Raw genomic sequence first — 22,547 nt, forward strand, 5'->3', positions numbered from 1 at the left:
TCCCAAGATACGTGTGTGAATGGCAATTGCCTTTACTGTGCTAACTCTCGTTTTAAAACGATCAATACATTTAATCCACCTGCATTGTTTTTTGATGCGGTGAGTTCGCCACCATGTAACTCCACAATCCTGCGGCAAAAATAATAGCCCAAGCCCGTACCTTTTTTGCCAAACGCGTTGGGGGCACGATAATAGGGTGTGCCGAGCATTTGCATTTCTTCTTCAGAGATGCCTGGCCCTTCATCGGCTACGAGAATGTGCAGTGCATTGTGTTGGACTGTTGTGTTTAACTGAAGCATGGTGTCTGGCAGGGCATAGCGCAGGGCGTTGTGCAGTAAATTACCCACGGCCATACTGATCAGGTTCAGATCAAAGTGAAAGCTTTGTCGGATCGACTCTACTTGAATGCGTTGCCAGTCTTCATCCGTAAAGTGGCTGCGGATATCTTCAATCAGATCAGTTGTTGAATGGAGGGATGCATGCAGTGTCAGGCGTTCTTCTTGCAAACGCTCGGAGATTAAAAAATTATCGACTAGCGAAGATAAGCGACTCACGCTGGCGCGAATATTATTAAATCGAGTGGTTGAGGCAGGTGTAATATCCGGATTGGTCAATATGAGCATCTGGGCACTGCGGTCTATCGTGGCCAGCGGATTTCTGAACTCGTGCGAAAGCATGGCCACAAATCGGCGTTCTTCTTGTGTGCGCTGCAATGCCAGCTCGGCTTTGCTATCGGCAGCCACTTTATCTAACTGAATTTGGCGTACGCGAAAAGCCATGCCGATACTCATGATGAAAATATTAATCAATAACATGACGATGTATAAATAGGCTTTGTTAAGTGTTAAAGGCAGGATGTTTTCTGTCATCGAGATATAAGTGAACGATGACAGCAGTAGACCAGTAAAGCTTAACAAGTAAATGAGATGTTCTGTTTTCTTATGCTGATACCACAGAATGGCTAAGATGAATGGTGGAATAATGTTAAACGGGAAGCTGATGACTCTTAAAGCTGTTTGCAGCTCGGTATAGAAAGGGCTCAATACCATAGGCAACGCGATGATGGTTGCTGTCCTGGTGCCTGCAAAAAGCCAATAAAGTTTTTTAAAGCGGATTTTCAGTTGCAGTAAATGTATCCACATCGATGTGATCGAAAACAGCAGCATTAAACTAAATACGCCTATCATAATATCTGAGCTGGCTAGCCTTGTAGTCCAGAAGAACACGGATGCATAGCCCAGCACCGCAAAAGTCACCAGTAAAAAGCTGGCAACATAGCCGCTATAAGCCAGCATGGCCGGATCTTTAATCCAAAGGCCCATCAATAACGCAATCAGCGCCATCATGCCGAATACCCCAAAATAGAGACCAAAAGTCACATCATCTGCTTTGTCTTGTGCCTCAAACACCTCTGCTGGCGACAAACTGCCGAGTATGGCGATCAAACTCCTGCTTTCGGCGCGTATATAAATGGTGGCATTTTGATGAGGTGCCAAACTGACAGGAAAAGCGGGCAAGCGACTTTTAATGATACGATCTTGATAAGGTCTATGGTCTCCAAGTGTAAAGTGTTGTGCGTGCGTGTCGCTAAGTACCCAAACATCCAGAAAATCAATCGGGGTCCAATGGTTTGAAAATATCCAGGTGATTGCAGTATTTGCATCGGACTGCACCGCCAGCTTGAACCAGCAAATAGAGGACGCAGCGGAAGGGCTGTGAAATTGGTGTGTCACTGGTTGAAAGTGCGCTGCTTGGGCATCCGACAATGATGAGAGTCGTGCACTCGGGCACCAGTACTCAATATGATTGCTATAGTCAGTGAACTTGGGCTCAGCAGGCAGGTGTAGTGTCGCTGAGGCACTGACAAGCGGACACAGGCATGCGAGCCATAATATTAAGCCTGAGAGTAAACTGCGCCAATCTGGAATGTTGTCGCTGTGTTTACGCCAACACATACGCCGTTCCGGAAAAAACATAGCCCAGGTTATAAGCGCTACGAATCGGCAACTCTACATGTGTATCAGCGAATACTTTGCGACGAAGCCGGTTTGCATAGGTGTCAAGATTACGCATATTCGAAGCCGTCACTTCTCTTTCTATTGCAGACACCAGCTCCGCGCGTGCTACCGCCTGGTTAGCCTGCGAAAGCAGCGCTCGCAAAAAAAGTGTTTCCGTATAGGTCAGCTTGCTCGATGCATGGTTAGGCGCTTTTAAAATGGTTTCCTTCTCAATCAAACGCCACACCTCCTGATCAGACTTGCGAGAGAGGCCTGCAAAGTGCGCTGTAGCCAGAGCGTCAGTCTGTACCCTTGGTGTTTGAAGTATGTGCTGTCGCGTGAGCATATTGAGGATGGTTGATTCAATAATCTCAAGCGATGCACTTTTGGACAAAAAAACATCTGCACCCGCCTGCAGGCTGTCTAAATGCGTTTGATTATTGGCATGCGATGTCAGTATTAAAATAGGCGCTTGTGATTGCTCACGCACTATTTCAGCCACTTCAACCCCACTTTTACCAGGCAGGCCGATGTCTAAAATCACCACATCAAATGTGCTTGCGTCAAAAACCTCAAAAAAATCTTCAGCACTCGCGAAGCCAGACACTTGCATGCCACGCATCTCAAAAAAAGCAATCAGATCCTGTCGAAGCGGCGCTTCATCTTCAACAATGGCAAGGCGGCTATTAAGCATGTATGGAAGCAACAACAATTAAAATTGCATTTTCACATATCAGAGGACGTTTTTCATAAAATGTCAGAATTTGTCAGAATTAAGTGCCTGAATATAATGCGGCAGATGACTCGGCACCCATCAGTGAACTACTCAAAAAGTGATCAGCCGATCAGTATACGTCTGAACTGTCACTGCGAGCGCAGCGCGCCAGTCCCAGCCTCGTCACTGCGAGCGTAGCGCGGCAGTCCAAAAGGTTTAAACATCGCATGGATTGCCGCGCTACGCTCGCAATGTCGCAGGTTGATACAACGCACATTAGCCCATTCGGACTATTTGCCTAATTTTTAAGCAGCAATGTCAGAAAAGTTCAGATTTTGTTTTTGATTTTTCTGTTATTTTGCATGCCTAAGTTTAAGCAATACAACGTCTTTTGTTTTTAGGGCACCTCTAAAAATTGAAATTACTAAGCCAGATAAGGCGCGAGTAAAAAATTTTGACGCCGCATATATTTGATATGTAAGGAGAATTTTTTTTGAGCAACGCAGTATCGCAAAGGAATTTGAATTTTTAGATGTGCCCTTTATTGAATACTTCATTCTTGGAAGAGTTAACATGATTAAATTAAACCAAGCTGCTATTAAATCCAGCCTGGCTGCCGCAACACTTGCACTTAGTGCCTTCAGCCTCAATGCCCACGCCACCCTCACCAGCTACACCTCCGCTGGGGTCGATGTAGTGTACAGCTCGGTCAGTGATGTCACCTGGACCAAAGACGCTAACCTGCTTGGCAGCATGATTGCTGCTGACAGCAGCGTGATTAACAAGATTTTAGCTGCCAGCTCCAACAACTACGGCAGCTTGGCTTACACCGTCAGCGCCAATGATTTTTCCACGACCGAGTTAGGCCGAACCTCTTGGTATGGTGCCAATGCGTTTATAAGCTATTTAAACAGTATTAGTTACGCAGGAAGCAACCAGTGGCGCCTACCCGGCGTTGTCAACACTAGCATTGGCACTAACACCGCTACCAATGGCACCATCGCGGGTGATGAACTGGTAGAGCTGTTTTACAGCGAGCTGAGCGGCACAGCCAATAGCGCTATGCCCAAAACCGCCACCTTTGACAACGAGCGGGTAGCTTACTGGTCTGGCACGGAACACGCGGTTCTTTCCGGTCGCGCGTGGTACTTCACTACCGCCAATGGCCGCCAGGACCGCAACTTTAATAACAACCGATTTTATGCCTGGGCTGTGACTTCTGGCCAAATTACCACCACCGCAACGCCTTCTGCAGTACCTGTCCCTGCGGCTGCTTTGTTGTTTGGCAGTGGTTTGGTAGGCTTGGCTGGCTTGCGCCGCCGTAAACAGCAAGCTTAAGTGATTGTGGTTGTTTTATGGGCTAACCCCGCAAATGACTGCTAAGCAATAAACCAAGGGCTGGTTTTCCAGCCCTTGGTTTTTTTCGCCGTCATACCGACGCAAGTCGGTATCCAGCGTCGTTAAGCATAAAAAGACGCTGGGTTCCGTTTGACAACGGAATGACGGGATGGGGGGGGCGGTGATGATGCGCGTTTATCAGTGGTTAAATCAGTTTTAAGATTTTCTCTGTGTCTTTTTGTATTTCTCTATAGTGAGATTAGCTTCAACCCTACTTAGATTGCTTCGCTGCGCTCGCAAAGACGACTTTTACTTAAAACCATTAGCCCATCTGGGCTATTTGGTTGTTTTTAGCCGAAAATGTCAGAAAAGTTCAGATTTGGTTTTTTATTTTTCTGTTAACTTGCATGCCTGAGTTAAAGCAATACCACATTTTTGTTTTTATTGAATACTTCATTCCTGGGAGAGTTAACATGATTAAATTAAACCAAGCTGCTATTAAATCCAGCCTGGCTGCCGCGACACTTGCACTCAGTGCCTTCAGCCTCAACGCCCAAGCAGCACTCACCAGCTACACATCTGGGGGTCAAGATGTGGTCTACAGCTCAGTGAGTGATGTCACCTGGACCAAAGACGCTAACCTTCTAGGCAGCATGATAGCCGCTGACAGCGGCGTGATTAGCAAGATTGTGGCCGCCAGCACCAACAACTACGGAATTAGTGGTTACACCGTCAGTGCCAGTGATTTTTCAGCCATTTTAGGCCAAACCACTTGGTATGGTGCCAATGCGTTTATCAGTTATTTAAACAGCATTAATTACGCAGGCAGCAACCAGTGGCGCCTACCCGGCGTTGTCAACACTAGCATTGGCACTAACACCGCTACCAATGGCACCACAGCGGGTGATGAACTGGTAGAGCTGTTTTACAGCGAGCTGAGCGGCACAGCCAATAGCGCTATCCCCAATACCACCACCTTTGATAACGAGCAAGCTTGGGCTTACTGGTCTGGCACGGAGTACGCGCCGATTCCTAATTACGCGTGGAACTTCTATAACAACATTGGCCTCCCGGACGGCCGCAAAAAGAACAGCTGGTATTATGCTTGGGCTGTGACTTCTGGACAAATCGTGTCTTCTTCAACGCCTTCTGCCGTGCCTATCCCAGCCGCCGCTTGGTTATTTGGCAGTGGTTTGGCAGGCTTGGCTGGTTTGCGCCGCCGTAAACAGCAAGCTTAAGATGGGCAGTGCTTGAAGGCAAAAGGTTTTCAAGTCGATGTGTTAAAAAGGCTGGGCAACCAGCCTTTTTTGTTTTTACCCTCGTCACTGCGAGCAAAGCGCGGCAGTCCAAAAGGTTTAAACATCGCATGGATTGCCGCGCTACGCTCGCAATGACGCAGGTAGATACAACGCACATTAGCCCATTCGGGCTATTTGCCTAATTTTCAAGCAGTAATGTCAGAAAAGTTCAGATTTGGTTTTTTATTTTTCTGTTAACTTGCATGCCTGAGTTAAAGCAATACAACGTCTTTTGTTTTTAGGGCACCTCTAAAAATTGAAATTACTAAGCCAGATAAGGCGCGAGTAAAAAATTTTGCGAGCATGCGTTTCACGCATTGCCTGCTTACACCACTTGACGCCGCATATAGTTGATATGTCAGGAGAAATTTTTTTGAGCAACGCAGTATCGCAACGGAATTTGAATTTTTAGATGTGCCCTTTATTGAATACTTCATTCTTGCGAGAGTTAACATGATTAAATTAAACCAACCTGCTATTAAATACACCCTGGCTGCCGCCTCACTCGCACTCAGCACATTCAGCCTCAACGCCCAAGCCACCCTCACCGGCTACACATCTGGGGGTCAAGATGTGGTCTACAGCTCGGTCAGCGATGTCACCTGGACTAAAGACGCCAATCTGTTAGGCAGCATGATTGCTGCTGACAGCAGTGTGATTAGCAAGATTGTGGCTGCCAGCACAAACAACATTGGCAGCTTGGCATACACCGTCAGCGCCACTGACTTTTCCACCACCGTGTTAGGCCGAACCTCTTGGTATGGTGCCAATGCGTTTATCAGTTATTTAAACAGCATTAACTATGCAGGCAGCAACCAGTGGCGCTTGCCTACTGTTGTCAACACTACAGTTGGTTTTAATACCCCCACCAATGGCACCACAGCGGGTGATGAACTGGTAGAGCTGTTTTACAGCGAGCTGAGCGGCACAGCCGTTAGCGCTATCCCTAACACCGCCACCTTTGACAACGAGCAATCTTGGGTCTACTGGTCTGGCACGGAGTACGCGGACAATCCAATAAGCGCGTGGAGCTTCGGCACCAGCGTCGGTAGACAGCGCTTCTCCGACTTTAAGAACCTCCAATATTATGCTTGGGCTGTGAGCCCCGGAAAAATCCCAGCGGTGAGTGCGGTGCCTGTGCCCGCAGCGGCTTGGTTGTTTGGCAGTGGTTTGGTGGGCTTAGTGGGCCTGCGTCGTCGTAAACAGCAAGCGTAAGTGGTTGTTTTATGGGGTAAGCCCACCAATTAAAGTTAAGCAATAAACCAAGGGCTGGATTTCCAGCTCTTGGTTTATTTCGCCGTCATACCGACGCAAGTCGGTATCCAGTGTGTTTAAGCATAAAAAGTCGCTGGATTCCGTTTGACAACGGAATGACATGGTGGGGATACGGTGATGATGCGCGTTTATCAGTGGTTAAATCAGTTTTAAGGTTTTTTCTGTGCACTCTGTGGTCTATTTGATTTTAGAGGTGCCCATTAGCCCATCTGGGCTATTTGGTTGTTTTCAGCCGAAAATGTCAGAAAAGTTCAGATTTCAAACATTGGTGTTGTGCTACATTGATGTTGTGAGTTATTTAGTTTTTTTAATTTTTTTATCGTAGGAGCCTATTGATGCACCCTTTTTTTAAATCACTGCCAATCGCATTAGCGTTAAGCACAGGCCTGCTCGCCAACCATGCGCAAGCAACTCCAGTCACTTGGACATTTAGTAACGATGCAAAGTCCGACCCTGCAAGTGTTCCTTTTTCTGGTAGTTTTGGTTTAGTTGATACAATATTTTCAGGTAGTTTTGTATATGACGCAGATCTGGGTAAAGCAACGTCGGTTAATTTTTCTTTCACTGACACCTCCAGCACAAGGGGTACACTTGTGGCAACACAAGTAGATGTAGATAGATTCAATAGCGTATTTAATAACAGTACTGGAGAATTTTATTACAGTGCGGGTTTATTATCATTACCGCCACTGCAATTTGCAAGCGCATTGACCAATGCTGGTGGTACTATCAATATTGTTAACGGTACTGGGTCAATTTCGAGTTCTTCTACTGTTTCTGCCGTACCTATCCCTGCAGCGGCTTGGTTATTTGGCAGTGGTGTATTGGGCTTTGCAGGTTTGCGCCGTAAAAAAACGGTTTAAGCGATAAGTTATCCTCTGGGTGAGAAAAAAACTACGCTAGCAACCAAGTCGTGTTGTTCAACATATTGTTTAGCGTGAATAATGCTATTACTTAAGCGCCTTGACTTTGGGTCAGGGCGCTTTTTTTAGTTTAGTAAATGGATTGTTATGACTGAAAACACACAAGCTAAAAATCATGATACCGCAGTTAATCACCTTGCGCTTGAGAGTACACTAGATCAGCCCAACCGCAAGCGCCGCACACCAATGTGGTTGAAGTTGTTGAAATGGTTTGTGTTGCCCGCTGTGCTAGTGGTGGTTTTGGTGTTGTTGTTTAGTAAAACGCCAGAGGAGAAAGTGCAGGCTTATTATGAAAAAGGCATGGCCTTTTTAGAAAATGATGAGTTAGACAAAGCGAATATTGAGTTTAGAAATGCTTTGCAGATTAAAAAAAACGTGACGGCGGCGGTGTATGGCATGGCGCAAGTGGCTGAGAAAAAAGGCGATTTAAAAGCTGCTTATCAGCACTATTTAACGGTGGCTGAGCAAGATAACAAGCATGTGATGGCGAGGGTGAAGTTGGCTAATATTTATATGTTGGCGGGTCAACCCGAAAAAGCGGCAGATTATATGGCGCAATTGGCAAGGCTGGCCCCTAATGATGAGCATGTGTTGTTGTTGCAGGCGGGGGCAAGTTTGCGCCAAGGCGACCATGAAAAAGCGGTGGCGTTGGCGCAACAAGCGCTTAAAAAGAATGCTAAGTTTAATGAGGCTTATGCGCTGTTGGCAGTTGAGCGCATGCAAAATAAAGACCCTGACCAAGCGTTGGTGTTTTTAAATCAGGGCTTGCAGCAGTTGCCTGGCGATGTGGATTTGAGTATTTATAAGGTTAGGGTGCTTGAATCTCGCCAGCAGTTAGATGAGGCGGCACAGGTGTATTTGCAGTTGATTAAACAAACACCGAATAAAAAGAATTTGCGTATTGATTTGGTTAAGTTTTATATGAGGCATCAGAAGATGGATTTGGCGGAGGAGCAGTTGCGTGCGTTGATTGCTGTTGATGCCAAAGACCAAGAGGCTAAGTTGGCTTTGTTGGATGTGATTAAACGTAGCAAGGGGGCAGAAGCCTCGGCTAAACAATTGCAAGCGTTTGTTGACGATGCGCCTGACGATATGCAATTGCGGTTTGCGCAGTTTGCTACCGATATGCAAAATAAGAATATGCCAGCGGCTAAAAAAACGTTGGAAACGATTATTGCGCTTGCTGGTGAAAAGCAGGATAGATTGAAAGCCAAGGGTTTGTTAGCACAGCTGCATTTGCAAGAAAAAAACAGACCTGCCGCCGATGCTTTAATTGCTGAGGTGCTGAAAGAAGACGTGCGTGACCAGCAAACGTTAACGCTCAAGGCAGGCTTGGATATTCAGGCGGGCGAGCTGGAGGCTGCGATTGCCAAGTTGTTGATTGTGACCGCTGACAATGCCAAAGACGCCAATGCCATGTTGGTGCTGGCACAGTCCTACGCCAAAACAGGACAATTTGTGCAAGCTAACCAGTATTATCAGAAAGCGGTTGATGCCAGTCAGGGCAATGTGCGCTTTATGATGTCTTATGCGAATTTTCAGTTTGCAACAGGTGAGTTTGAACAAGCTGAAAAAACACTCAATGCGGTGCTTGCGCAACAAGCCAATGATTTGCCTGCACTGAAAATGATGGTGGATGTAAAAACTGCCCGCAGTGACTGGACGGGAGCAGTGGCCGTGGTGGATAAAGTGCGGCAGGTGGCCAAGTCGCCACTGGTAGCCGATTATTTGTTGAGCGATGTCTATTTTAAACAAAAAAATTATGCAGCCAGTTTGCCTTTGATCAAGCGTGTCTATGCGGCAGAGCCCAAGGATGCACAGGTGTTGGGTAATTTGGTCAGCCATTTGGTGATGGCCGGTCAGTCGAGCGAGGCGGTGACTTTGCTCAATCGCTTGCATAGTGAAAATCCTCAGGATGCGCTGTCACAGCTCATGCTGGCAAAAGTCTATCTGCAATCCAAGCAACTAGATAAAGCAACGCAGGTGTATCAATCTCTCATTCAGCAAAGTAGTAAAGTGGTACAGGCTTATCAAGAGCTGGCAAAGTTATATTTGATGACAGGTAAAATGGTTGAAGCTGAGTCTGTGATTGAGGATGGCATAAAGCAGCATCCCAAGGATTTGTCATTACAGTTTTTGCAGGCGGATTTATACCAGTCAACGGGTAAGCCTGGCGCTGCGCAGGCAGTATATGAGGCTATGTTGAAAGTAGATGCTAATGCCACAAGTGTGCTAAATAATTTGGCTGTTTTGCTGGTTGAGCATCATAGCGATAAAGATAGCATTGCTCGAGCCTACCAAATGACACAGAAGTTTTCTAAACAAGAAGTCCCTGAATTAAAGGATACTGTGGGTTGGGTGGCGTATAAGGCTGGCAAGTATGCAGAAGCTGTAAAAGCCCTTGAGTTTTCTGCTGAAAAAGTCCCGGCGAATCCGGTTTTTCAATACCACTTGGGCAAAGCGTATCTGGCTGTGCTGGATAAATTGCATGCCAAATTAGCACTGCAAAAAGCACTGGAAGGTGCAGGCAGTAGCCGTGATGTTCCCGTTGATGAGGTAAAACAATTGATCGCCGAGTTGGGTTAGCACTTGTGGCGCCAGGTGCGTGCTTGGCCATGTTGATATAGCCACATGGCTCCCAGTCATAAAATAACCAGATCACAAACAACAAAGCCTCTTGTTTCAAGAGGCTTTGTTGTTGTAACCCGTTGTTGTACCGCATAGTGCGCTGGGGTGTAGACCCGCCGGTGGCGGTGTAGTTTTGACGCTAGCGCTTTTTAGGGGGCAGCATGTCTGTAATGGTGCCTTCTTTGAGTTCCGCTGCAAAACACACAGTTTCAGACAACGTCGGGTGGGCATGGATAGTCAATCCAAGGTCATGCGCATCGGCCCCCATTTCAATCGCCAATACCGCTTCTGCCAGCAACTCCCCGGCATTGGTGCCGACGATGCCTGCACCGATTACGCGATGTGTTTCTTTATCAAAAATCAGCTTGGTAGCACCTTCGGTACGTGCAATAGAAATGGCACGTCCACTGGCCGCCCACGGGAAGCTGGCTTTTTCGATGTCGATACCCTTGGCTTTGGCTTCGGTTTCAGTCATGCCGACCCAGGCAATTTCTGGATCTGTATAAGCCACCGAAGGAATGACGCTGGCAACAAATTCGACCTTGTGCCCGGCAATCACTTCCGCTGCTACCTTGGCCTCGTGCGTGGCTTTGTGCGCCAGCATGGGTTGGCCGACGATATCGCCAATAGCGAAAATATGCGGAACATTGGTGCGCATCTGCTTATCCACTGCGATAAAACCGCGATCATCCACGGCAACGCCAGCCTTGTCGGCGTCGATATTTTTACCATTTGGGCGGCGACCGATAGAAACGAGTACGCGATCGTATTTTTGTGTTTCCTTGGGCGCACTGGCACCTTCGAAATCAACATAGATACCATCGGCTTTGGCTTCAATTTTTGAAACTTTGGTCGATAGCATGATGCTTTCAAACCGTTTTTCCATGCGTTTTTGTAATGGGCGAACCAGATCGCGGTCGCAACCGGTGATCAGGCCATCCATGAATTCGACGACGCTGACTTTAGAGCCCAGCGCGTCATACACAGTCCCCATTTCCAGACCGATGATGCCGCCACCAATTACCAGCAGGCGTTTGGGGATGTCTGCCAGTGCCAGTGCACCGGTAGAGTCCATGATGCGTTCATCATCTGGTGCGCCGGGGAATTTTGTGGCTTGAGAGCCGGCAGCAATAATCGCATTGTCGAATCCAATCAGGGTCACTTTGCCATCCGCCGCTGTCACTGCAATTTGGTTGGCGCTGGTAAATTTACCTATGCCATTCACTACAGTCACCCCACGCGCCTTGGCCATTTGCGCCAGACCGCCAGTGAGCTTGCCTACCACATCGTTGGCTTTCCAGTTGCGCAGCTTGTCCAAATCAATCGCAGGTTTGCCAAAACTCAAGCCATGGTGTTCTGTTTCTTCAGCTTCAGTAATTACTTTTGCCGTGTGCAGCAATGCCTTGGAAGGAATGCAGCCAACATTCAGGCAGACACCGCCGAGTGTTGGGTAGCGCTCAATCAGGACTACTTTTAGACCAAGGTCAGCCGCACGGAAGGCGGCAGTGTAGCCGCCAGGGCCAGAGCCCAGCACCACGACTTGCGCAGTCAGGTCGTGCTTGCCGCTGGCTTGCGCAGGCGTTGGCGCTGTTGCAGCAAGCGACGCAGTTGCTGTATTTTGAACGGGGGCTTTAGCAGAAGCCACACTGGCTTCCGGCGTTGCTGCAGTCTTCGCCGACTCCACCACCAGCACGACACTGCCTTTGGCCACTTTGTCACCCACAGCGACTTTGAGTTCCTTGACGACCCCGGCATGCGAAGAGGGGATATCCATCGACGCTTTGTCTGACTCTACTGTAATCAGGGAGTCCTCTTTGGCAATGGTATCACCGACAGCCACCAGTACTTCAATGACGTCCACACTTTCAAAATTGCCGATATCTGGCACACTGACTTCTACTAACTGACTCATGAAAACCTTACAATCAAAAGAATATTGCTATTTTATCATCAAAAAAACTACTTAAGTTTCAATTGCATCGCAGGATGTGATTAGCGTTTATTGGTGGAAAGTGTTCCAGTTTTTTCAAGCGGATTTAACAGCTTTTTCATGGTGCATGTTTCATGACCATAGTTGCCACCTGTGTCATCAGGTTCGTAATAATCTGTTTTAAACGACCACATATTTTTATTGAGCTTGGTAAATTGCCCCAGCCCGGTTGAAAATTCTGCATATTTGGCATCAGACAATTTAAATGTGAGGGCCAGTTGTTTTCCATTGGTAACCGCTTGTCCTGTGTAACTTTGTTTGTTTTCGGTATGGGTCACCAGATCGTATACGGATGCCATTGGAGTGCTGTTGCGGCGATTTTTCTTGAGGTAGATGGTCACTTCATAATCACCCACTGCTACATTGTTGCCTTTGCACAAATACTCACCACTGTAATCAATGGATTTACTCACCGGAGCGGCTGATGCTTCTGCACTTGAAAATACAGACAGAAAAGAGAGCGTTGTTAAACAGAATTTTATGTTCATATCACTTCGAGAAAAGATGGTTGTAGCGCGGGTTTTAAAGCATTTTTCAGGCAGTTTGTACTGACTGTGCATGACTTTTCATCATAATTCCAAATGCTTATTTTACCAAGTCTCTTTTGGACTCTTTTGCAAATTTATCCATCCACAATGCGATTCCATCACCCCTGTCAAACGGTCTGCACAAGCTCGGCATTTGTGAGAGAATATCCGACTGTTTTAATAATGCTCCCCCATGATGCTTTCATACCCCTTTAAACGTTTTGCAGTAGCCGTCTTGATGGGGTTGTTTTTTGCAGCCACCTTGTTCTATGTGTGGCGTGCGCAGCAACCTCAAGTGGTGGTAGATGCACCGCAGCCGTTGCAGTGTGTCTCTTATGCCCCATTTTACAAACCTGGCATGAACCCTACCATTCAGGATACTTATATAGATCCTTTACAAATTGAGCGAGATTTGAAAGCACTGTCTGTAGTGACTCAATGCGTGCGGACGTATTCCGTTTCGCAAGGGATGGATTACGTGCCCAAGGCCGCCCAAAAACTGGGCATGCAGGTTTTATTAGGTACCTGGATTGGCTGGCTGGATGCTGAAAACAGAGTACAACTCCAATTAGCAGTGCAATTGGCTAATGAATTTAAACAGACAGTCAAGGGTCTCATCGTTGGTAATGAAGTGTTGTTGCGAGGTGAACAGCCAGAAGCCAAAATGCATGAATATTTGCAATGGGCACAAGCCAATACAGAAGTGTCGGTGACTTATGCGGATGTTTGGGAGTTCTGGCTAAGACATCCGACACTGGAGCAGGATGTTGATTTTATTACGGTGCATATTCTGCCTTATTGGGAAGATTTGCCTGTAGCCATTGCGCAGGCGGTACCGCATACCGTTGCCGTGATGAACCGGGTGCAGAACAGCTTTAAAAAACCTGTGCTGATTGGCGAAACCGGGTGGCCCTCGCAGGGGCGACAGCGCTTTGCTGCTGCGCCAAGTCTGGTCAATGAGGCGCGCTACGTGCGGGAGTTTTTACAGGCCGCGCACACCAATGGATGGCAATACAATATTATTGAGGCCGTTGACCAGCCATGGAAGCGTGAACTGGAAGGCACTGTTGGCGGCTATTGGGGATTGTTTGATGTGGACCTAAAACCTAAATTCGCCATGCAAGGCAGCGTTTCTGAACGGTATGATGGTCTGTTGCCTTATGTGATTTCACTCTGTCTTGCGATGCTGGCGGCTGTCTGGGCCTGGCGCAGGCGGTTGCCCTTATCAAGTCAGTTGCTGGTCATTTTTACGGCGGCAACCTTTGGTCTGCATGGCTTTCTTCAGGTAGATTATGTGCAACATGCGGCACGGATGCGCAATGAATACCTCATGCTGGGTGGATTGGTCTTGCTGGGGTGGGGGCTGCTATGGTTGCAAGTGCGACAGCTGTTGAACATGTCATCAAGCCACGGTCTGGAGCAGGGTATGTTGTTGCTATTTGCCGGTGCATTATTTGCGGTGAGTGTCAGTCTTGGCATCAATGGACGCTATATAGATTTTCCACTCGTGCTTACATTGCTACCAGTGATTGTCGTGTTAATAACGCTTATTTACCAATATGGTCAATATCCGCGAGCCATGCAGTCAGGGAAGGCTTTTGTGTGGTTACTGGCTGTCTTGACTTTGATCGCCACGAATATTGCGCTTGGCGTGGCGATGCTTGAACTGGGCAATACTTCGGCCTGGATGTGGGCCGGACTCTGCGGACTGGCCGCATTCGTATTGCCAGCCAAATCGATGCTGACGCCGCAGGCGGCCATCATCCCTAACGATTAATTGATACGAAAGATATAAAACATTGCTTATGTTGTCGTGGTTAAAAAAACTGATTCCTGGTCTGGTCTTTGCATTGTTTTTTTCTGCACTGCATGTTGGCATGTGGGCGCTGGCTAACCGTGCGCTGCCCCTGATCAGTGTAAAACCGACGGTCAATGGCTTCGCCTACAGTGGCTATCGTGGCGATCAAAGTCCGCTGGAGGGTCAGCATCCCAATACTGCAGAGTTGGCGCAAGATCTGGATTTGATGCGCAAGCATACAGACCATATTCGTATGTACTCTTCATTAGACTTGAATGAGGTTATTCCTTTGGCTGCCAGACGCCAGATGAACGTGATTGCCGGGGCATGGATAGACAGTGACCGTCTGAAGAATACCAGGGAAATTTCCGCATTAATGGAAAAGCTGGATAACTATACGAATATTGACCGTGTCATTGTGGGTAATGAATCCTTATTGAGAAATGATCTGCCTTTAGAGGATTTGATCCAGTACCTTGATGCCGTCCGCGAAAACGTGGATGCCCCCGTTTCTACTGCAGAGCCCTGGCATGTCTGGCTCAAAAATCCAGAGCTGGTCAAGCATGTGGATTATATTGCTGTGCATTTGCTGCCCTACCATGAAGGGGTGCCGGTTGAGCGTGCGGTGCAATACACAATGGAGCGTTATCAAGAGCTGCTGGCGACTTATCCTCGTAAAAAAATTGTCATTACCGAGGTGGGTTGGCCCAGTCGCGGTCCTACGATTGGTGCCTCGGTGGCCAGTGAAGTGAATCAGGCCAGGTTTGTCCGCGAGTTTTTAGCGCGTAATGCCATTGAAGATCTTGATTACTATCTGATGGAAGCGTTTGACCAGCCTTGGAAAGTGGCATTGGAGGGCTGGGCTGGGGCTTACTGGGGCATGTATAACGCGGACCGCCATCAAAAATACTCCCTGCAAGGTGCGGTGCCACCTAATAACCGTTGGGCGGCTAAAGCGACATGGTCGACCGTACTGGCATTCCTGCCGTTGATGTTTATTGCCTGGCGTTTTAAACATTGGGGCATGGGTGGTGTGGTTTCTATGGCAGTGCTGTTTCAGGCCTGTGTGACGACCTTGGTGATTGCCTGGAATTTGCCGGGAGATTATTACTATTCGTTGCGCGACTTCGTTGTGCTGGTTGGTTTGTTATTAGGTATCGCACTGACTTCGATGGTCTTGATGATTTATGCCGTCGAGTTCAGCGAGGTCATGTTCAAGCCCTACTGGCGTCGTTTTTTCAAGCGTGCACAACCGCTTGATGCCAAGGATGAACTGTTTGTTTCTATTCACCTGGCTTGCTACAACGAACCGCCAGAAATGGTTATTGCCACGATTGAAAGTTTGCAACAACTCAAATACACACGTTACGAAGTGATTGTGGTGGATAACAACACCAAAGACGAAGCGAAATGGAAGCCGATTGAGGCTTACATGGCGACCATGCCCGATCATTTCCATTTTTATCATTTGCCTTCCTGGCCTGGTTTTAAAGCGGGTGCCCTGAATTTTGCACTGGATAAAACGCATCCTGATGCAGAAGTCGTCGGCGTGGTTGACGCTGACTATGTGGTCACAGATGACTGGTTATCCGATCTGGTACCGCATTTCCTCGAAAAACAAGTTGCAGTGGTGCAGGCACCACAAGCACACCGCGAGTGGGAAAACGACTTTTTTCATCGCATGTGTAACTGGGAGTTTGAAGGGTTCTTCCGCATAGGCATGCATCACCGGCATGAGCGCAATGCATTAATTCAGCACGGCACCATGACCTTGATCCGTCGTGAGTCATTACAAACGCTGGGAGGCTGGTCTGAGTGGTGTATTTGTGAAGATACCGAACTGGGATTACGTCTGCTCGAAACCAATATGGAGTTACGTTACATCGACGAAACTTTTGGCCGCGGCTTGACCCCCGCCAACTTCAAAGCCTTGAAGTCACAGCGTAATCGCTGGGCGTTTGGCGCCATGCAGATTCTCAAGCACCATATGCCCAAGCTGCTGGGGAAATCTACGCTGAACTTCAGTCAGCGCTATCATTTTCTTACGGGTTGGTTTGGCTGGTTTGGTGAGGCTTTGCAGTTGATTTTTACCATAGGCTCAGTTTTCTGGACCATGGCGATGTTGCTGTTTCCAAAACATTTCAGCTTGCCTGTGGTCGTGATGATTGTCCCGATTTTGTGTTTTTTGGCGATTAAAGCGATTTTGGGTCCAATGTTGTACCGGAAAACTATGCATTGTGAGTGGAAAGATATTTTTGGCGCGTCCCTTGCCAGCTTGGGTTTGTCGCATGCCATTGCCAAAGGCATTATCAACGGGCTTACACACAAGGCCGGCGTATTTGTGGTGACCGCCAAAACCAAGGCTAAGCTCTCTAACTGGCAATTGATTGATCCGATACGCGAAGAATTGGCCATTTTGATTGCACTCATCGTGAGCAGTCTGGCCATGTTGTATTCACGAGGGTTCAGCAACCTGGATGCGCAACTATGGGTGTCTATGCTGGCATTACAATCCTTGCCATACCTGAGCGCAGTTGCCTGTCAGTGGCTGTCTGAAAAGCAGTAATGGGATTGTGCAAGAATCCCGGTAAATAGACTGTTGTACGCATGAAAGTAAATCCTAAGAGTGCATCTCTTAGTCGTCCTCGCGAACGCGGTAATATCGGGCGCTTGATTTTTTTGTTAAAAATGGCCTCTTCTTAGTTCAGCCGAGTCTCGTAAATATTGAATTAGCTATCTGGTTATTATGGGTGATGACAATACAAGTCGGATAAAAGACACTTGTCAGAGTGCGTCTGGCAAACGTATGCCGGTAGAGGGTGTTTTTGCGTATTTGCTGGCAAACCGTTTCAAGCTGAGCAGCCACAAGTTGGGAATGTCTGGTGAGCGGGCAGGTTTTTGTCGGGATTTGTTTGTAGTGCAGGTGTCATGGCAGCAGAAGCCTGCGAGGCCGCAGCTGACGTTGCTTTAGCTCGTATCATCATGTCTGATCTGTTGTTTGTTTATGGGACGCTGCGCAAAGGTAACGCCAATAAGATGTCAGCGTATCTATCCACACATGCACAGTTTCTCACGCATGCCTGGTTTCAGGGGCTTATGTTCCAAATCAGCTATTATCCCGGGGTGATAGCTTCGGAGGATGTAAACGACTGCGTATACGGTGAGGTTTACAAGTTAAATGATCCGGATAGCGCGCTGGCGATATTGGATGCGTATGAAGAGTGCAGTGCGCAGCATACGCAACCTGCTGAATATAAGCGCGTCATAGCACGCATTCATGCTAAGGATGGAACCTTATTCGAACAAGTATGGATTTATCTTTATCAATGGCCAATCAATGACAAGGTACTGATTAAAGAAGGTGACTTTATGAAAGGGCTTGGCTTGTGCGAGCTTAAAACAATGGGCGCTTGATGCGCCCATTGTTTAGACTGTAAAAAATTACAGCAACAAACGTCTTACATCACTCAACATCACGCGCAGGTGGCTGGTGAATCTTGCGCCATCTGCGCCATCGATCACGCGGTGATCATAAGACAATGACAATGGCATGATCAGGCGTGGGTCAAAGCCGCCGCTGTCTTTGTTATAGACCGGTTGCATGGCCGCACGGGAAACCCCCAAAATCGCCACTTCTGGGCAGTTGATAATCGGCGTAAACATGGTGCCGCCGATACCTCCCAGGCTGGAGATGGTAAAGCAGCCGCCTTGCATTTCTTCTACCTTCAATTTGCGCTCGCGCGCTTTGGCAGAGAGGTCAGCCAGATCACGCGCAATGTCCATCACGTCTTTTTGGTTCACATCACGCACGACAGGTACAACCAGCCCGTCAGGCGTATCACAGGCGAAGCCGATATTGTAGTATTGCTTGAGAATCAGGCTATCACCTTCTGGCGAAAGCGAGGCGTTAAAGTTGGGGTAAGTGCGCAGGGCATTGACCACAGCTTTCATCAGGAAAGCCAGCAACGTGAGTTTGACGCCACGCTTTTCAGCTTCTGCCAGCATGGATTTACGGAAATCTTCCAGATCGGTAATGTCGGCCTCGTCAAACTGAGTCACGTGCGGGGCAGTCACCCAGTTGCGGTGCAGGTTAGCGCCAGACAGTTTTTTGATGCGCGACAATGGTTTGTTTTCAATCGCGCCGAACTGGCTGAAATCAATCACTGGCATCGGCAAGGTGCTCAGGCCTGTGCCTACGCCCATATTTTCTGAACGTGGTTTCGACAGTTCGCCTTTAACGTATGCCTGCACATCTGTTTGTACGATGCGGTTTTTCGGGCCTGTGGCTTTCACCAGTGCCAGATTGACCCCTAATTCACGCGCAAATTTACGCACTGAAGGGCTGGCATGCGCCAATTTTCCAGTCACGCCTACACTGGATTGCGCTACAGGGTTAGGGGTGGCTTGCGGTTGCACAACCTGCGGGACTTCGGCAACAGGGCGAGTGGGCTCAGGAATGGCGACGGTTTTTTCATCGACTTTGACTGTCGCGACGACCGGGGTTGCCGTGGGTTGCGCAGCCACTTTTTCGGCCGGCGCTGCTTCTGCGGCAGTATCCAGCGTCAAAATCAGTGCACCTTGCTTGGTTTTGTCGCCAACCTTAATGTGTATTTCCTTCACAACCCCCGACAGAGAGGAGGGGATATCCATGGATGCTTTGTCAGATTCAACCGTGATCAGAGAGTCTTCTTTGGCCACCGTGTCACCCACGCTGACCAACACTTCAATGACATCCACGCTCTCAAAGTTGCCAATATCTGGCACGAGTACTTCTTTGATAGACATATTGTGTAATTTCCTTATGTCGTGACCTTAAATCGTGACCGGATTGGCACGAGTAACGTCAATATTGTATTTTTTAATGGCCTCGGTGGCTTTTGCTACTGGCAGTTTGCCATCGTCTGCCAGCGCTTTTAGCGCAGCCAGTACCACATAGTAGCGGTCAACTTCAAAGAAGCTGCGCAGTGCCTCACGTGAGTCTGAGCGGCCATAGCCATCGGTCCCTAGTGTGACAAAACGGTTAGGCACAAATGGGCGAATCTGGTCAGCAAAGCTGCGCATGTAGTCGGTAGATGCAATTACCGGACCTTCCGCTTTTTTGAGCGATGCTTCAACGTAGCTCAGTTTAGGCTTGGCTTCCGGGTTGAGCAGGTTGTGACGCTCGGCATCAATACCCTCGCGGCGCAACTCGGTGAAGCTGGTCACGCTCCAGATATCCGCCGAAACCCCCCAGTCTTTTTCCAGTAACTCAGCGGCAGCAATTACTTCACGTAAAATCACGCCAGAACCCATTAATTGCACTTTGGGGCCTTTGGTTTTTGATTGGCTAAAGCTGTACATGCCTTTGAGAATGCCTTCGGCACTGCCTTCCGGCATGGCTGGGTGGCTGTAGTTCTCGTTCATCAGGGTGATGTAGTAATACACATCTTCCTGATTTTGTACCATGCGGCGCATACCCTCCTGAATAATCACAGCCAGTTCGTAGCCAAAGGTTGGGTCATAAGAGATACAGTTGGGAATCGTCGCTGACATCAGGTGGCTATGGCCATCTTCGTGCTGCAACCCTTCACCATTCAGTGTGGTACGACCAGCGGTCGCACCAAGCAGAAAGCCACGTGCGCGGCTATCGCCTGCAGCCCAGGCAAAGTCACCAATACGCTGGAAGCCAAACATGGAGTAGTAAATGTAGAACGGAATCATCTGCGTGCCGGTAACGCTGTAAGACGTGGCAGCCGCTAACCAGCTAGCGAATGAGCCCGCTTCGTTAATACCTTCTTCCAGAATCTGGCCGCTTTGTGATTCTTTGTAAAACATCACCTGGTCAGAGTCTTGTGGCTCATACAACTGACCAACAGAAGAGTAAATGCCCAATTGGCGGAACATGCCTTCCATACCGAAGGTACGCGCTTCGTCAGGTACAATCGGGACTACGTACTTACCAATTTGTTTGTCGCGTACCAGTGTGGACAGAATGCGTACAAATGCCATTGTCGTGGAAATTTCACGCTCACCTGTGGCACCCAGCATGTTTTCAAATGCTGAAAGTTCAGGTACGGTCAGCGTATTACCTTTGCGACGGCGCGTAGGAACGAATCCGCCCAGTGCTGCACGGCGTTCCATCATGTATTTGATTTCCGGGCTATCTTCGGCCGGACGGTAGTAAGACAGGTTTTCTACCTGCTCGTCAGTCAATGGCAAGTCAAAGCGGTCGCGGAAAGCCTTCAGGGAAGCAATATCCATGCTTTTTTGCTGGTGGGTGGTGTTTTGACCTTCACCGGCTTCGCCCATGCCATAGCCTTTAACGGTTTTAGCCAAGATGACAGTCGGTTGGCCTTTATGGTTGACCGCTGCATTGTAAGCTGCAAATACTTTGTGTGGATCATGGCCGCCACGGTTCAGGCGCCAGATGTCGGCATCTGACATGGCCGCCACCATTTCACGCAGTTCAGGATATTTGCCAAAGAAGTGCTCACGCGTGTAAGCGCCGCCTTTTTGTTTGAAGTTCTGGTATTCGCCATCTACGCACTCTTCCATGCGTTTACGCAGCAGACCGTCTTTATCCATCGCCAGCAGTGGATCCCAGTACGAACCCCAAATGACTTTAATTGCGTTCCAGCCCGCACCGCGGAAGTTGGATTCGAGTTCCTGAATGATTTTGCCGTTACCGCGCACTGGGCCATCCAGACGCTGCAAGTTACAGTTAATCACAAAAATCAGGTTATCCAAGCCTTCGCGGGCCGCCAGTGAGATCGCACCTTGTGATTCAGGCTCGTCCATCTCGCCATCACCGCAGAACACCCAGACTTTGCGGTCAGCGGTATCGGCAATGCCGCGGTTGTGCAGGTATTTCAGGAACCGTGCTTGGTAAATACCCGCCAATGGGCCCAAGCCCATAGACACCGTTGGGAACTGCCAGAAATCTGGCATCAGCCATGGATGCGGGTAGCTGGATAAGCCATTGCCAGCAGTTTCCTGGCGGAAATTGTCCATTTGCTCTTCTGTAAAGCGGCCTTCGAGAAAGGCGCGCGCATACACGCCAGGCGATGAGTGCCCCTGGAAGTAAATACAATCGCCACCAAACTGTTCATTAGGGGCGCGGAAGAAATGGTTAAAACCAACATCATATAAGGTTGCCGCGGACTGGAAGCTGGCAATGTGACCGCCAATGCCAGGAGACTTCTCGTTGGCACGTAGCACCGTCATAATAGCGTTCCAGCGAATCAGTGCGCGCACACGACGCTCCATTTCCGGGTCGCCTTGCAGTTTTGCCTGCAGATGCGTGGGAATGGTGTTTACATAGGAAGTGGTTGCGTTGTATGGCAGGTTGCTGCCTGAGCGACGGGCATTGTCGATCATGGCTTCCAGCAAGAAGTGGGCACGTTCAGGCCCCTCGTTCTCGATGACTGCGCTGAGCGCGTCTAACCATTCCTGCGTTTCTTGTGCATCGGTTTCCGTAAGGTGGGCTTGCGAAGGGGTTGCCATGCGTGAGGATTCTCCGTGTTGTGTGACGCTACGCGTATAATCTAAAACTGAAAAGCTGATGGTTACCAGAAAGGATATTCCGAAAAATGGATGTGTTTCTATCTTGGTAATGCGCTGCTTTTTTGTTGCATGCTTTACAGCGCTATCTTTAGTGCTAAGTGTCTCTTTTTTAGGGATTTTGGTCAAGTTAAACCACGCTGTTGCCCTTGCTTTTTTTGGCATTCGCTACGATTGAATCAAGTTTTATATAAGACCTGAACAGAAGTATTTTTTATGAAGTGATTGCATCATGCTGCTATTGGCAGCTCAAATGTACGTAATTTTGCCAAAAATGTATTAATTGTGTTTGATGGTCAGGTGCCTGAAATATGTATTTTTATGGATAAAATCACAATTAAGTTACAGTGTACACGTCAGCAATAGCCGTCTTTGCAACAGTTACCATGGCTCGTTGAAATGCATAACGGGGCTTTCATGAGTGTAGTGAGCCTGTCGGGAGGGGCTTCGGTATTTAATCAGCACTCCTTGTTGTGACAAGCCGTCAAGCCATTCCTGGCTTGCGTTGGTGCAAAACCA

General features: G+C 48.3%; 14 protein-coding genes. 8 read left to right on the forward strand and 6 right to left on the reverse strand.

From position 1 onward, the window contains the following. Nucleotides 1-32 precede the first annotated feature (32 nt). Nucleotides 33-1,955 carry a sensor histidine kinase gene (locus tag Q9291_RS06920; protein WP_306389302.1) on the reverse strand — a complete coding sequence of 641 codons (1,923 nt, stop codon included), beginning with the start codon at nt 1,953-1,955 and terminating at the stop codon, nt 33-35. Continuing rightward, complete coding sequence (locus tag Q9291_RS06925) at nt 1,942-2,709, reverse strand: response regulator transcription factor (protein ID WP_306389303.1); 768 nt, start codon at nt 2,707-2,709, stop codon at nt 1,942-1,944. Before Q9291_RS06925 ends, Q9291_RS06920 begins: the two co-directional genes overlap by 14 nt. Nucleotides 2,710-3,285: 576 nt before the next feature. Here Q9291_RS06925 and Q9291_RS06930 point away from each other — a divergent pair. From Q9291_RS06930 to Q9291_RS06950, 5 genes are all read left to right on the forward strand, one after another. Continuing rightward, nucleotides 3,286-4,050: an Lcl domain-containing protein gene (locus Q9291_RS06930; protein WP_306389304.1), complete on the forward strand. Its 765-nt coding sequence runs from the start codon at nt 3,286-3,288 to the stop codon at nt 4,048-4,050. A 473-nt stretch (nt 4,051-4,523) separates the two neighbouring features. Continuing rightward, nucleotides 4,524-5,288, forward strand: coding sequence for an Lcl domain-containing protein (locus Q9291_RS06935; RefSeq protein ID WP_306389305.1), 765 nt, complete (start codon nt 4,524-4,526; stop codon nt 5,286-5,288). Between the two features lie 513 nt (nt 5,289-5,801). After that, nucleotides 5,802-6,563: an Lcl domain-containing protein gene (locus Q9291_RS06940; RefSeq protein WP_306389306.1), complete on the forward strand. Its 762-nt coding sequence runs from the start codon at nt 5,802-5,804 to the stop codon at nt 6,561-6,563. Nucleotides 6,564-6,958: 395 nt separating this feature from the next. Next, nucleotides 6,959-7,486 (forward strand): VPLPA-CTERM sorting domain-containing protein, encoded by a 528-nt coding sequence (locus tag Q9291_RS06945; RefSeq protein ID WP_306389307.1) that lies wholly within the window; start codon nt 6,959-6,961, stop codon nt 7,484-7,486. Between the two features lie 147 nt (nt 7,487-7,633). Then, nucleotides 7,634-10,132, forward strand: coding sequence for a tetratricopeptide repeat protein (locus Q9291_RS06950; protein WP_306389308.1), 2,499 nt, complete (start codon nt 7,634-7,636; stop codon nt 10,130-10,132). Between the two features lie 181 nt (nt 10,133-10,313). On the opposite strand, the gene lpdA is transcribed toward Q9291_RS06950, so the two are convergent. Beyond that, complete coding sequence (gene lpdA, locus Q9291_RS06955) at nt 10,314-12,086, reverse strand: dihydrolipoyl dehydrogenase (RefSeq protein WP_306389309.1); 1,773 nt, start codon at nt 12,084-12,086, stop codon at nt 10,314-10,316. 80 nt (nt 12,087-12,166) lie between these two features. Then, nucleotides 12,167-12,520, reverse strand: a complete 354-nt coding sequence (locus Q9291_RS06960) for a hypothetical protein (RefSeq protein WP_306389310.1) — start codon at nt 12,518-12,520, stop codon at nt 12,167-12,169. Between the two features lie 364 nt (nt 12,521-12,884). Between Q9291_RS06960 and Q9291_RS06965 the strand changes: the two genes are divergently transcribed. The 3 genes from Q9291_RS06965 (at nt 12,885) to Q9291_RS06975 (ending at nt 17,903) form a co-directional block, all read left to right on the forward strand. Then, entirely contained in the window at nt 12,885-14,468 is a 1,584-nt protein-coding gene (locus tag Q9291_RS06965; protein ID WP_306389311.1) for a glycoside hydrolase family 17 protein, read from the forward strand. Between the two features lie 28 nt (nt 14,469-14,496). Beyond that, nucleotides 14,497-17,055, forward strand: coding sequence for a glycosyltransferase (locus Q9291_RS06970; RefSeq protein ID WP_306389312.1), 2,559 nt, complete (start codon nt 14,497-14,499; stop codon nt 17,053-17,055). A 362-nt stretch (nt 17,056-17,417) separates the two neighbouring features. Continuing rightward, on the forward strand, nt 17,418-17,903 hold the full coding sequence (locus tag Q9291_RS06975; RefSeq protein WP_306389313.1) for a gamma-glutamylcyclotransferase family protein: 486 nt from the start codon (nt 17,418-17,420) through the stop codon (nt 17,901-17,903). Nucleotides 17,904-17,930: 27 nt separating this feature from the next. On the opposite strand, the gene aceF is transcribed toward Q9291_RS06975, so the two are convergent. Next, entirely contained in the window at nt 17,931-19,274 is a 1,344-nt protein-coding gene (aceF, locus tag Q9291_RS06980) for a dihydrolipoyllysine-residue acetyltransferase (RefSeq protein ID WP_306389314.1), read from the reverse strand. Between the two features lie 27 nt (nt 19,275-19,301). Further along, nucleotides 19,302-21,971, reverse strand: a complete 2,670-nt coding sequence (gene aceE / locus Q9291_RS06985) for a pyruvate dehydrogenase (acetyl-transferring), homodimeric type (RefSeq protein ID WP_306389315.1) — start codon at nt 21,969-21,971, stop codon at nt 19,302-19,304. Nucleotides 21,972-22,547: the final 576 nt, after the last annotated feature.

This window comes from Methylophilus aquaticus, assembly GCF_030769565.1.
Taxonomy (GTDB): domain Bacteria; phylum Pseudomonadota; class Gammaproteobacteria; order Burkholderiales; family Methylophilaceae; genus Methylophilus; species Methylophilus aquaticus.